The organism is Micromonospora sp. WMMD967, from assembly GCF_029626165.1.
GTDB lineage: Bacteria > Actinomycetota > Actinomycetes > Mycobacteriales > Micromonosporaceae > Micromonospora > Micromonospora taraxaci.
This window is the reverse complement of record NZ_JARUBK010000001.1, coordinates 2,382,786-2,395,987: the sequence shown is the minus strand read 5'-3', so window position 1 is coordinate 2,395,987 and position 13,202 is coordinate 2,382,786. Positions and strand designations below refer to the sequence as shown.

General features: G+C 68.4%; 10 protein-coding genes. 5 read left to right on the top strand and 5 right to left on the bottom strand.

What is annotated here, in order from left to right:
• Window positions 1-5: 5 nt before the first annotated feature.
• Window positions 6-1,835, bottom strand: a complete 1,830-nt coding sequence (locus tag O7631_RS11255; protein WP_278147909.1) for a glycoside hydrolase family 15 protein — start codon at window positions 1,833-1,835, stop codon at window positions 6-8.
• A 210-nt stretch (window positions 1,836-2,045) separates the two neighbouring features.
• On the opposite strand from O7631_RS11255, the gene O7631_RS11250 reads away from it, so the two are divergent.
• Window positions 2,046-2,474: a VOC family protein gene (locus tag O7631_RS11250; RefSeq protein ID WP_278144194.1), complete on the top strand. Its 429-nt coding sequence runs from the start codon at window positions 2,046-2,048 to the stop codon at window positions 2,472-2,474.
• 20 nt (window positions 2,475-2,494) lie between these two features.
• Here O7631_RS11250 and O7631_RS11245 read toward each other — a convergent pair whose 3' ends face one another.
• Window positions 2,495-3,694 carry an FUSC family protein gene (locus tag O7631_RS11245; protein ID WP_278144193.1) on the bottom strand — a complete coding sequence of 400 codons (1,200 nt, stop codon included), beginning with the start codon at window positions 3,692-3,694 and terminating at the stop codon, window positions 2,495-2,497.
• 64 nt (window positions 3,695-3,758) lie between these two features.
• Complete coding sequence (locus O7631_RS11240; protein WP_278144192.1) at window positions 3,759-4,055, bottom strand: DUF6582 domain-containing protein; 297 nt, start codon at window positions 4,053-4,055, stop codon at window positions 3,759-3,761.
• 138 nt (window positions 4,056-4,193) lie between these two features.
• Between O7631_RS11240 and O7631_RS11235 the strand changes: the two genes are divergently transcribed.
• From O7631_RS11235 to O7631_RS11220, 4 genes are all read left to right on the top strand, one after another.
• A complete protein-coding gene (locus O7631_RS11235; protein WP_278144191.1) occupies window positions 4,194-4,493 on the top strand; it encodes an amphi-Trp domain-containing protein in 300 nt (99 codons plus the stop codon).
• Between the two features lie 79 nt (window positions 4,494-4,572).
• A complete protein-coding gene (locus O7631_RS11230) occupies window positions 4,573-5,466 on the top strand; it encodes an ion transporter (protein ID WP_278144190.1) in 894 nt (297 codons plus the stop codon).
• A 67-nt stretch (window positions 5,467-5,533) separates the two neighbouring features.
• Window positions 5,534-5,755 (top strand): hypothetical protein, encoded by a 222-nt coding sequence (locus O7631_RS11225; RefSeq protein WP_145785213.1) that lies wholly within the window; start codon window positions 5,534-5,536, stop codon window positions 5,753-5,755.
• A 181-nt stretch (window positions 5,756-5,936) separates the two neighbouring features.
• On the top strand, window positions 5,937-7,148 hold the full coding sequence (locus O7631_RS11220; protein WP_278144189.1) for a DUF1996 domain-containing protein: 1,212 nt from the start codon (window positions 5,937-5,939) through the stop codon (window positions 7,146-7,148).
• Between the two features lie 45 nt (window positions 7,149-7,193).
• Here O7631_RS11220 and O7631_RS11215 read toward each other — a convergent pair whose 3' ends face one another.
• Together O7631_RS11215 and O7631_RS11210 are read right to left on the bottom strand one after the other, a co-directional pair.
• Entirely contained in the window at window positions 7,194-9,890 is a 2,697-nt protein-coding gene (locus O7631_RS11215; protein WP_278144188.1) for a ricin-type beta-trefoil lectin domain protein, read from the bottom strand.
• A 318-nt stretch (window positions 9,891-10,208) separates the two neighbouring features.
• A complete protein-coding gene (locus O7631_RS11210; protein WP_278144187.1) occupies window positions 10,209-13,193 on the bottom strand; it encodes a glycoside hydrolase family 3 protein in 2,985 nt (994 codons plus the stop codon).
• Window positions 13,194-13,202: the final 9 nt, after the last annotated feature.

Sequence of the window (13,202 nt, the reverse complement as noted above, 5' to 3'; positions counted from 1 at the left end):
ACGGGTCAGCCCTGCTCGTCGAGCAGACGGTCGAGGTGGTTCGCGGTGCTGATCAGCGACAGGTGACTGAACGCCTGCGGGAAGTTGCCGATCTGCTCACCGGTCGGCGCGATCTCCTCGGAGTAGAGGCCCAGCGGGTTGCTGTAGGTGAGCATCTTCTCGAAGGTCAGTCGGGCGTCGTCGAGCCGACCGGCCTGAGCGAGGGCCTGCACGTACCAGAAGGTGCACATGCTGAAGGTGCCCTCGGTGCCGGCCAGACCGTCCGGCGAGGCGTTCGGGTCGTAGCGGTAGACCAGGCTGTCGGAGACCAGTTCGGCGTCCATCGCCCGCAATGTCGACTCCCACATCGGGTCCAACGGCGAGATGAAGCCGATCCCGGGCATGGCGAGAAGCGAGGCGTCCAGGATGTCGGTGCGGTAGTGCTGCACGAAGGCTTGCCGATCCGAGTGGAAGCCCCGAGTCATGATCTGCTCGTAGATGGCGTTGCGCTCGGTCGTCCAACGGGTGGTGTCACCGGGGCGCCCACGGCGTTGGGCGAGGCGGATGGCGCGGTCCAGCGCCACCCAGGACATCACCCGCCCGTACGTGAAGTCCTGCCGCCCTGACCGGGTCTCCCAGATGCCGTCCTCGGGTTGGTCCCAGTGTTCGCAGAGCCAGTCCATCAGTTCTGTCGTTTTCCGCCAACCCTCGTACGGCGCGATGAGGCCATTGCGGTCGGCGAGTTCCAGGGAGTTGAGCGCCTCGCCGTGGATGTCGAGTTGTAGCTGGCCCGACGCGGCGTTGCCGATGCGCACCGGCGCCGAACCCCGGTACCCCTCCAGGTGGTCCAGCACCTCCTCGGGCAGGTGCGGTGAGCCGTCGATCCGGTACATGATCTGTAGGGGCAGGTCGGGATCTCGGGCCTCCCGGATGCGTGCGTCCAGCCAGAACAGGTATTTCTGAGCTTCGTCGGTGAAGCCGATACTCAGCAGTGCGTGTACCGAGAAGGACGCGTCCCTGATCCAGGTGTAGCGGTAGTCCCAGTTCCGCTGCCCGCCGACCTGCTCCGGCAGCCCGGTGGTGGGCGCGGCGACCAGAGCGCCGGTCGGGGCGTACGTCATCAGTTTGAGCGTCATAGCGGACCGCTCGACCATCTCCCTCCAACGACCGGTGTAGCGGGAGCGGCCGACCCACCGTCGCCAGTAGTCGCGGGTCTCGGCGAGCAGTTCGCATGCCTCGTCGGTGTCGAGCGGTCGGGGCGCGTGTGGCCGGGCCGTCTCCAGGACGACCCCGCCGATGTCTCCCGCGTGCAGCGTGAAACTGGCCGACACGCCCTGCTCGTCGCGGTGGATGTCCGCCTCGCCGATCAGCCGTCGCCCATCTTTGAAGGGGGTGAGGGTGAGGTTCAGCGTCGCGCTCCGGAACACGTCTCCCCCGGGGTGCACCTCGAGCTCGAACGGGTCGCGTCCGTAGTTGAATCGGGGCTGGCAGTCGAAGCGGAACGGCATACTGCCGCGGATCATGCGAACCAGCCGGACCAACCGGTGCCGGTTGGTGGCGCGTTCACCGGTGACGGGCATGAAGTCCAACAATTCACCCACACCGTCAGCACTGTGGAAACGAGTGATGAGGATCGGCGTACCGGGCAGGTAGAGCTGCTTGCTCGTGTAGTCGATGCCGTCGGGCGCGAGTTGGAAGTAGCCACCCTTTCGGCGGTCCAGCAGCGCTCCGAAGACGCTCGGTGAATCGAAGCGGGGCGCGCAGAACCAGTCGACGATGCCGTCCTTGCTGATCAGCGCCGCCGTCTGCAGGTCACCGATGAGGCCATGGTCTTCGACCGCCGGGTAGCTCTCCACACTGTCCCCCGCCATCCGTCGTGGCAACGGCGGCGACTACCCGCAAAGAGGCCGTGGCACACGCCATTCCGGGGCCGGCACGGGGGGTTTCGGCCCCATTCCGCAGCCACCGGTGGTGCGACATCTTCGGACCCGACGCCCATTGCGGAAGGGATCCGTCCGCGATCGCCGATAACGTCTCCGTCAACCACAGCGACGAGAGGATCGCGGATGAGCCTGCGAGGATTTGCCACACTCAACATCTGGGCGGACGACGTGGAGGCGGCCACCGCCTGGTACGCGGACCTCCTCGGCGTCGAGGCGTACTTCACGCGCCCCGGGCCGGACGGGCGCCTGGCGTACGCCGAGTTCCGCGTCGGCGACTACCAGGCTGAACTGGGCATCATCGACCGCCGGTTCGCGCCGGCCGGGGCGTCCGCGACCGGGCCCGGCGGTGTGGTCATGCACTGGCACGTCGACGACCTGGAGGCCACCGTCGACCGCCTGCTGGCGCTGGGCGCCGCGGAGTACCAGCCGATCACCCCGCACGGCGACGGGGGGTTCGTGACCGCGTCGGTCGTCGACCCGTTCGGCAACGTGCTGGGCGTCATGCGGAACCCGCACTACCTCGACATCCTCGCCGCGCCCAAGGCGACCTGAGGCAGGCGACGTGAGTTGGGTCATTCCCATTCGTCCGGATCCGACGTCCGTCGCACCAACGTTGCCGCCTCGTCGGCGTCGAGCCCGCTGGCGATGAGCAGGTCGTTCGCCGCGGTACGGAACTCGCCGGCGGCGATCATTCCCGAATAGCCCAACCGGTGGACGTGCGGGCCGGTGGGATCGAGCGCGGCCTCCCCCTCCGCCTTCCTGACCAACTCGACGGCCGTCAAAATCTGCTGGCGCGCCTCCTGTGGATCATCCCGCGTGCGGATCGTGCATCTGAGGGTCTGCACACTGACTGCCAGCAGGTCGAGCGCCTCGGAAAACTCCTCGGGTATCGGCTCGTCGTCCCGGAGCGCCTTGGTGAGCCGCCTCGCGATGGACCGACAGCTGTGCAGGCTGCGTCCCATGTGGCGGACGGCTTCGGTGTAGAAGGCCAGCGATGGGCGTTCACGCCAGCGAAGTGGCGCGAGCCGGACCACCTCCTGGGCGGCGTCGAGCCCGTCGTTCAACCTGTTCAACCGAGGACTGACCTCCCGCAGCGCGCCCAGACTCCGCTCGGCGGCCCCAAGATCGCGGAGGCGGGCCGCCGCAGCCAGGTCGTGGAGGGCCGCGATGGTCGGGTCGATGACGGGTTCGGCCAGCCGCCGCACCGTCCGCTGCGGGTGGATGGGCACCAGCAGCAGGCCGACCGCCAGCCCGATCAACCCGCCGACCGCGGCGTCGACGAACCGGGGAATGGACAGGTCACGTACGGGTGGTTCCAGGGTGGCGACGAGGACCGCCGTGGCGCCGGCCTGGGTCAGCAGGGAACCACCGCCCTTGAGCAGCACAGCGGCGATGATCGCCAGCACGACGACCACACCCGTCTGCCAGGGCCCGATGCCGAACAAGGGCATGAGCGTGTCACCGACGGCGAGCCCGAGGACCACCCCGACCAGCAGCTCGATGGTGCGCCGCAGGCGTGACCCCATCGAGGCCGCCACGATGCCCACCGCGGTGGTGGGCGCGAAGACCGGGCTGGGATTCCCCAGGAACTGGTACACCACGAACCAGGCGAGTGACGCCGCGACGCCAGCCTGCACGGCGAGCAGCCCGTAGAGGCGTATCCGCCAGACGCGGGAGCGCACTGCGTACCGCGCGCGCACACGCAGGCCGGCCAACGCCCGGCCGGTCAGGGTCGGATCGGTGTCGGCTGCCGCCTCCTGTTCTGCGGGCATCGCGCCGTCTACCCGGCGGTACCCGTTCTATCCGGTGAGCGACAGGGAATCGTGTCGGCTCGCCTCAGTGGGCCGGATTCGGGGTGTGCGGTAGTTTGCCGAGTTGACGCCAGTTCGTCTCCGCCACCTCGACGTCGTAGTGCGCGGCGGCGGCGAGGATGTTCTGGAAGGCCTGGTCACGCTCCTTGTCGGTGACGCCCTGCACCTGGTCGAACCGGGCGATGGCGTTCCGGACGTGGCCGGCGTCGGTCATCGGTTCCTTACGCTTGGCCGGGAACGCGAAAACGCTCTCCGGCAGCTCGCGCTTGTCCTTGTCCGTCAGGCCGCCGTGCTTCTCGTGGGGCTTCCAGGTCGACGTCATCTCTCACCAGTACCCGCGACCGGCGCGACAGCACCTCCCCGGACGAGTTTTCCGCCTGCGCCCACAAGATCCATACCATGCGCCTGACCCGCGCGCGGCCGAAGCCCTTACCGCGTCGGTCCTTTGTGGAATGCGAGCATGGCCGCCATGGATATCTACGAGGACGCCCGTACGGTGTCACGTTCGGATCTGGCCGCCTGGTTGCGTCAGCTGGCGAGCCAGCTGGAGTCCGATGGGCGGATCTTCTACGGCGCGGCGGGCTCCGTCTCCGTGGCGGACACCGTGCGCTGCGAGCTGGAGATCGAACAGGAGAGCGAGACGGAGCTGTCCGTCGAGATCGAGTTCTCCTGGACCGTGCCGGCGTCCCGGCAGGCAGTGGACGAGATCGAGGAGTCGCCGAGCGGGGACCAGCAGGACGAGGCCACCCCGGAGGCGTGACCCCGGAGCGACGCCACGTCGCACGGCGGCCATCGACCCGGTGGCCGCCGCCAGTCACCCCAACGGGCCAAGAGGAACGATGACGAGCGCACCACCCGGTCGGACACACCGCCTGGCCGACACGTGCCAGGAGCTGGTGACCGCGCCCTGGTTCAGCCTGGCCAGCTTCGTCGTGATCACCATCAACGCGGTGGCACTGGGCCTGGAGACGTACGGCCGGGCCGGGGCATTGCTGCACACCATCGAGTACGCGTGCCTGGCGTACTTCACGGTCGAGCTGTTGGCGCGGTTCCTGGCGCACCTGCGCCGCCCCGGCGACTTCTTCCGGGACGGGTGGAACGTATTCGACCTGCTCATCATCGCGGCACCACTGATGCCGGGCGTACGCGAGAACGTCACGCTGCTGAGACTGCTGCGCCTGGCCCGCATCGTCCGCGCGTTCCGCCTCTTCCCGAGCCTGCGCGTGATCCTCGTCGGGATCCGGCGCAGTCTTCCCGGGCTCGGCAGCTTCCTCCTGGTCACGGTTCTCGTGCTGTACGGGTACGCGATGCTCGGCTGGATGTTGTTCGGCGTGGCGATTCCCGAGCGGTACGGCACTGTGGGGCAGGCGATGCTCACGCTGTTCCTGCTGCTGTCGTTGGACGGCATCACCGACACCCTCCAGGCTGGCCGGGAGGTCACGCAGTGGGCGGTGCTGTACTACGTCTCGTACATGGTCGCCGCCTGTTACCTGCTGACGAACCTCCTGGTCGGGGTGGTCCTGAACGCCCTGGACGAGGCCCATCAGGAAGAGCGCGCCGCGGCGTTGCGCGCGCTCCGGCCAGAGGGCGGCGAGGGGCACGGCGAGCCGTCCGTGCACGAGCAGTTGGCGCAGCTGCGCACGATCATCACCGATCTGGAGCACCGGCTGCCGAAGGACGCGGACACGCCGCGCGATGCGCCGTCGTCCACTGTGGACGGCGCTCGCGGCTGATGATCTAATTCAGCCGCTAGATCCGCTTCCGGGTGGGATGTCCCACCTGCTGCTCGTAGGAGATCGCATGAGCGTCACCGCCGATTTCAGCAAGCTCGTCGTCAAGGCCTACCAGGACAAGACCCTGGCCGAGCTGGTCGACTCCCCCGTGAGCGCCCTCACCGGCGTCAGCGCCGGAGACGCCAAGCTGCTCAAGGAGGCGTTCAACATCACCACCGTGGGCGACCTCGGTCGTAGCCCGTACTTCCGCACCGCGCAGGCGCTGGTCGCCCTGAGCGCCGCCAAGTAACGACGCCGGGTGGGCACCGATCGACGGACTTCGCGGTCGGTGCCCCACCTCCGCGAGGCGGAACGACCAACATCCTTTAAAGAAGCGTTAAGAAGCTGTCGGGCGTGATCGGGAAGCGCCTACCATACGGCGGCCGTGGCCGTCCGGGTCAGCGCCGTCGTCTGCTCGTTGGGAGTGACCCGTGTCGTACGCCTCGTTGCCCGAACCGGACGCGAGCCAACCGCCGTCCCGTCACCGCCCGCCGAGTTGGTTCGCCCGCAACAGGTTGGGCATGGCCGCGGGCGCGGCCGTCGCGCTGGTCATCGCTGCCGCCGGCGTGTACGTGGGCAGTGGCGACGTGACGCCCGAGCCGTCGAACGCGGCCAACGCCCTCGAATACCCGTCGTCGTCGGCCGGGCAGGCAGAGTCACCCGGGGCGGCGGCGTCGACCTCCGCGACACCGGCTGTCTCCGCAACCCCGTCGGCGTCCACGACACCGTCGACAGCGGCCACCCCGAAGGTCCCCACTACCGGCTGGATTCCCGTCGACCGGGCCGCCTGGAAGGCCCAGTCCGACGCGTACCAGGCATTGAAGGTCGACCCCGTCCCGGCCGGCGTGGGCAACCTCCCGGAGTTCCGGGCGGACTGCCAGTACAGCCACCGCCTGCCGGACGACCCGATCGTCGCCCCCGGCCTTCCGGGCGCCTCCCACATGCACTCCTTCGTCGGGAACAAGGCCGTCGACGCCGACACCGTCGCCGGGGACCTGACGAAGTTCACCGCCACCTCCTGCAAGCCGGTCCAGGACCACTCCGCCTACTGGGTGCCCACGCTCTACGACAACGCGACCGGCAAGCCGGTGGAGACCAGTGGTTTCCGGGTCTACTACCGGTCGCTGGCGAAGAACTCGACGGGTCAGATGCCCATGCCCAACGGCCTGCGCATGATCTCCGGTGACGCCAAGAAGAAGAAGCCCACGCCGCGCGGCGCGACCGGCCAGTTCTACTGCGCCTTCTACGGCCCCGGGGACCTCGACGGCATCGCGCGCAGCACCAACGGCAACTGGCCCATCTGCGGCGGGGACGCGACCCTGCACTTCATGATGCAGTTCCCCGACTGCTGGGACGGCAAGCACCTGGACAGCCCCAACCACAAGGACCATGTGGCGTACGGCAGCGGCAACGGCTGCCCGAGCAGCCACCCGGTGCGGATCCCGGCGATCACGTTCGACATCCAGTACCCGGCTAAGGGCACCCCGGCGGGCTACTACCTCTCCTCCGACAAGGAGGGGAAGAGCGCCTCGTCGATGCACGGGGACGCGTTCGTGATGTGGGACGTCGACACCATGAACAAGCGCACCAAGAACTGCGTGGCGCAGCGCCGGACCTGCGACAACTACGGCTACCAGAAATAGCCGGGGCCAGGCCCGTGTCGGCCTGGCCCCGGGGTTTCGGGTGGGTCAGCTACGCAGCGTCCACTGCTGGTTCGGGCCACCGTTGCAGGACCAAAGGATGATCTTCGTGCCGTTGGCGGTGGCGGCGCCGTTGGCGTCGAGGCAGAGCCCCGACTGGACGTTCGTGACGGTGCCGTTGGTGTTGACGTTCCACTGCTGGTTGGTGCCGCCGTGGCAGTCCCAGATGATGACCTGGGTGCCGTTGGCAGTGCCGTTGCCGGAGGCGTCCAGGCACTTGTTGCCGTACACCGTCAGTTGCCTGCTGCTGGTGTGGGTCCACCGCTGGTTGGTGCCGCTGCCGCAGTCGTAGAGCTGCGTCTGGGTGCCGTTGGTGGTCGACGAGTTGGGCACCTCGACGCAGCGGCCGGACTGGCCGCCCACGAGCTGCCCCTGCCCCGTACCGCTGCCGCCGCCCTGCTGCTGGCGGACGATCCACGTCGACTCCGCCGACCGGTTGCCCTGGGCGTCGACGACGTAGAGCCGGTACTCACCCTGGGTCGCCGGCACGGCGATGGTGGTGGCGTTGCCGGCCGCCCTGGTCATCGTCGCCCCGGCGGTGAAGGTGGTCGTGCCGGACGGAGCCAGCCAGACCGACCTGGTGGCGTCGCCGGTGCTCCGGATCGGGATCGACGCCGTGGCGCTGGTGACGAACGTGCTGGCCGGCAGCACGTAGTTCGGCGAGGAGAAGGTGCTCGCCGGAACGATGTCCCGGTAGGCGTCCTCGAGGCCGGAGTTCGCCGCGATGCTGTAGGCCGCCGCCGGCCAGACATAGTCGGAGGAGACGAGGATGTCCGCGACGGTGCTGTTCGGCAGGTTCTTGTTCGAGACCTTGTTGATCGGGCCGTAGATCTGCGTGATGCTCAGGTCGTGCTTCCGCCCGAAGTCGTCGGAATTGATCATCCAGGTGACGTTCTTGTCGATGCTCAGCACGTTGTCCCGGAAGGTGATGAACGCCGACCCCTCGTCCGGGTGCAGGCCGTACTTGTGTCCGGAGGGGACGCCCTGCAGATAGTTGTTGGTGATCGTCGTCCCCGGCTGGCTGCCCAGCGTGTAGATGGGCGCCGTGTCACTGAGACGCTGCACCGTGTCGATGATGTGGTTGTGGCTGATGGTGTTGTTCCGCGCCGTCGTGGTGGGTCGGTTCGGCTGGATCGAGCCCGATGACCCGTCGAAGTTCCACCATCCCCACCCCATGGTGATGCCCGACCACGGTGCCTTCTCGATCCGGTTGCGCTGGATCGTCAGGGTGTCGACGAAGTACGCCGAGATGGGGCTGTGCCCGTTGAACAGAACGGCGCTGTCGTAGAGGTAGTTGTTCTTGATGTCGATGTTCTTCGGCAGCCCCTCGACCTGCGGAAGGTACTTCTCCCGGTTGGTCGACGTGCCGTCGCCGATGTAGACGTGCTGGGGATGGCCGACGTTGATGGCCGACCCGGCGATGTCGTTGGTGGCGTTGCCGATCAACTGGGTGCCCTGCACGTCGTTGACCATGCTGATACCGTCGGCGCCGGTGTGCTCGATCCGGTTGCGTTGCAACAGGAGGCCGTCGGCGTTCTGGATCTGGATGATGCCGGGGCTGACGTCCACGTTGCGGTAGTGGTAGACGTGGAAGTTGCCCTTGGCGTACGCCTGTGCGCCGAGGTTGCCCTGCTGCGCCTGCTTGTACGACGAACCGGCGACGTTGAACAGGTTCCAGTCCGAGTGCCGCACCGTCAGACCGGAGAACGTGATGTTGCGGACGTGGCTGGTCGTCGAGGTGCCGGCGACCCGCAGCACGGTGGTCACGTTGTTCGGCGCGTAGACCGTCGCGGTGGACATGTTGTCGGCGCTGGCCTTGTAGTAGTAGACCGTCTTCGCGCCCTTGTCGTAGTAGAACTCACCGGGCGCGTCCAGGAACTCGTACGCGTTCATGAGCTTGTGGGTGCCGCCCACCTGCGCGTTGCCATTGAAGGCACCCTGGGCGATGGCCGCGCCCGGCTGCTGGAACAGGGCCACCCGGCTCCCGCCGTCGGTGGTCACCTGACGGACGCCCACGATGGCGGTGGTCCAGGTCGTGCCCGTCTCGATCTCGATGTCGTCCTGGTTGCGCGCGATGGCCGGGAAGTCGTTCGTGTTGTAGCGGGCGCCGTCGCACTGCGACCCCGACTCCCAGGCCCACGCGGCCTGGCCGGCCGTGATGTTGTAGGTCCCGTAGCACCCGCCCGAGCTGACCGTCTTCGTGGCCATGACAGCGCGCTTGTCGTTGACGTAGAGCGCCCGCAGCTTGTTGGCGCGGTCCAGCGGCGCCTTCCAGATGTTGCCGCTGTGCTGGGTCCAACCGGTCACCTGGACGCCGCCGTCGAGGATCGGCTTCTCGTTGGCGTACGCGCCGTAGATGACCCGGTAACCGTTGGTGCCGGAATCGCTCTGGCCGAACTCGACGGTGCTGCTGATCGGATAACTTCCACCGCGCAGGAACACGTTGATGTCGCCGGTCATGTTCGTATTCACCGTACGGACGACGTCCCGCGCGCGTTGCAGGGTCCGGAACGGGGACTGGAGGGTTCCCGCGTTCGCGTCGTTGCCGTCGGGGGCGACGTAGTAGGTGGCCTGCACCGCGGCAGCGGCCGGTGTTTGGTCGCTCAGCACGGCCGGCAGCGTGGCGGCAACGAGGGCCGCCACGGCCAGCAACGACGTTCGAGCGGTGGACACGTTTGACCTCACGTACGTTCCTCTCACTTGCCGTCGACAGGGGCCCCGTGCGTATCGAGCGACGAGTACGGAAACAGCGACACCATTAAGGACCGGTGGGGCTTGTCACCCGACCGCACTCTCTTGTTAATCGCTACGAAATCTTCCCGAAGCGTAGGTCACACGTGTGATGAATGCAACCATGAATCGCAGTACATCTATGCGCTAATGCCAGCTTTTCGGGCGCATCACCCTTCATCGCTTGACACCGCTGATTGATCATCAGATGAATCCACACCCACAGGTCGGGGGTCGGGGCGTGACATCCGCCCCGACCCCCGAACCCTCCGGTCACCTGATCGAGAAGTCCGCCAGTCGCAGCGCGGAGTCGAACACCAGGTACACGTCGTGGTTGCCGGCCGCCCGGGCCAACTGGGCGCTGGTGCTCACGTACCGGTAGTCGTCGCCGGTGCTGTGCACCGTGGCCGTACCCAGCAGCCGTCCGGTCGGCGAGCCCAGCCGGACCTGGATCACACCGGCACCGGCGCCGGCCTTGGCGACCGTCGCGGTGAAGGTGCGCGCGTCGGGGCGCAGGGCGGAACCCGCGAAGGAGATCCACTGACCGGCCTCGGTGGCGCCGACGGCCGTACCCCTGGCCTTCGTCTCGTCGACCAGCCGGACCCCCGCGTACCTGTCGAAGTTCTCCGCCCGGGTCGGCCGGGACAGGTCACGCGCCGGGATCGTCTCCCCGCGCACACGCACCGCGGCCCGGGCCCGGATGTCTCCGGCGGACGCTCCGACCATCAGGTCGTAGGTGGAAGACTCGACCACCCACCGACTACGGGTGACGTCCCAGTGCGCCAGGTCGGCGGCGGGCACCCGCAGCGTCACGGTCCGGGTCTGCCCGGGCCTGAGCTCCACCCGCTCGAACGCCTTGAGCTGCCGGATCGGGGTCCTGTCCCGGGAGGTGCGCTGATGGGTGTAGAGCTGCACCACCTCGGAGCCCGCCCGAGCGCCGGCGTTCGTCACGTCCACGCTGACCCGCACGGTGCCGTCGGCCGCGACCGACCCGGCACCGACGCGGGCCGAGCCGTACCGGAAGCGGGTGTACGACAGTCCGTGGCCGAACGGGTAGAGCGGCTTCGCGTTGCTGTAGAGGTACGTCTGCCCGGACGAGATGATGTCGTATTCCAGCAGGTCCGGTGGCAGTTGCCGGTCGGAGCGATACCAGGTCTGGGTGAGCCGGCCGGACGGGTTGCGGTCGCCGAAGAGGACGTCGGCGATGGCGTGCCCGGTCTCGGCGCCCGCGTGGGTGGTCCACACCACGGCGGGCACGTGCTCCTGCTCCCAGTTGATGCTGACCGGGTAGCTGGTCTGGAGCACCAGCACCGTCCGCGGGTTGGCAGTGGTCACGGCCTTGACCAGCGCCTCCTGACCGGCGCTCAGAGCCGTGGAGGACCTGTCGTGCGCCTCGCGCCCGTTGATGAACGGGTTGCTGCCGACCACCAGCACGGCGGTGTCGGCCGCCCGCGCCGCCGCCACCGCCCGGTCGATGCCACTGCTGACCAGCTCACGGCTGAAGTGGGTCGCGGCGTCGGGCGTGGACGCGCCGAGCTTCAGCGCGCCGTCGTCGCCGACCGTCACGTACCTCTCGGCGGCGAACCAGCTCTCCTTCGTCTCGTAGCCGACGTAACGCAGCACCACGGTGCCGTCGGCCTGCGGCTCCAGCTTGAACTGCTGCTGCACGTACCAGCCGTTCGGCTGCTCGTCGCGGGTGACGAACGGCCCCCAGTTGTAGCCGAGGTAGCGGCCGTTGGCGGCGTTGCGCAACGTCACCACGTCCTGGCCCCAGTCGACCACGTCGAACTGGGCGGCGAGCGACGCCGTCTCGCCGGTGGCGGCGACCGGGTCGGCGTCGGTGGTGCCGGTGGCCGTGACGTACCGGCCGGTCGCCGGGTCCTTCAACGCGATCCGGTCCGCACCGTCGAGCCCGTCGACGCTGGACGCGGCGCCCAGCCGTTCACGGATGCCGTCGAGCGCCGTCACCTGGTACGGCAGGTCCCCGCCGTACCAGTCGGAGTAGAGGGTGTCGGCCAGCGGACCGAGCACGGCGACCTTGCGGGTCCGGGCCGGGTCCAGCGGCAGCGCCTGCCGGGAGTTCTTCAGCAGCACCATGGCCTCACCGGCGGCCTGCCGGGCGAGGCGCTGGTGTTGCGGACTGTTGATGACGTCCGGGGTGATGCCCCCGTACCGGCCGCCGCCCGGGTCGAACTCGCCCAGTCGGAACCGGATGTTCAGGATGTCCCGGATCCGGGCGTCGATGTCCCGTTCGGTGATCAGACCGCTCGCCAACGCCTGCCTGACGGCGGTGACTGTCGGCTGGGCGTTGGTGTCGTCGGTGATGAAGCTGCTGAGGCCGGCCTTGATGATCGCCGCGTTGGCCTCCGCCTGGGTGCTGTAGTACTTCTGGGAGTTGACCAGGTTGTTCGGCGCCCAGGCGTCCGTGACGTGCATGAGGGACTGGTCGGTCCAGCCGCGTACCACGGTGTCCAGGTCCGGGTCGACGGTCGCGGGACGTCCGTTGACCAGGTTGTACGCGGCCATCATCCCGGTCGCCGCGTCGGCGGCGATGGCCGGCTTGAAGGCGGCGCGATCGTACTCGTTGAGCACCCGCGGTGGCACGTTGGACGAGGTGACGTCCCGCCGGACCTCGTTGTTGTAGGCCAGGTAGTGCTTCAGGGTCGGGGCGCTCTTCAGGTGGTCCGGATCGCCGCCGGTCATGCCCGAGCCGTACGCGGTGGAGATCGCGCCGGTGAGCATCGGATCCTCCGAGTAGCCCTCCTCGTTGCGGCCCCACCGGGGGTCGCGCAGCAGGTTGACCACCGGCGCCCAGAGGTTGAGCCCCCACACCCGGGGGTTCTGCGCGTGGTAGCCGCGCGCCTCGTCGCCGACAGCGGAACCCACCCGCTGGACCAGGTCGGTGTTCCAGGTGCTCGCCATGCCCACCGGCTGCGGGAAGACCGTGCCGCGGGCCTTCACCACCGCGCCGTTGTTGTCGATGTCGGTCGACCAGGCGACCCCGTGCAGGGCCTCGGTGCCGGTCTTGAACAGGCCGATGCCCAGTCGGGGTACGGCCGGCTGGTACTGGTGCAGCCAGGAGATCTTCTCGTCCAGTGTGAGCCGGCCGAGCAGGTCGTCGACCCGGGCGCCCACCGGTAGGTGGGGATCTCGGAACGGGTAGCTCGGTTCGGCGAGCGCGGTGCCGGGAACGGCGGGTAGGGCCAGCAGGGCGAGCGCGAGCGCGGTGATTCCGCGCCGAAGGCGCCACTTCCGCATGCGGTTCTC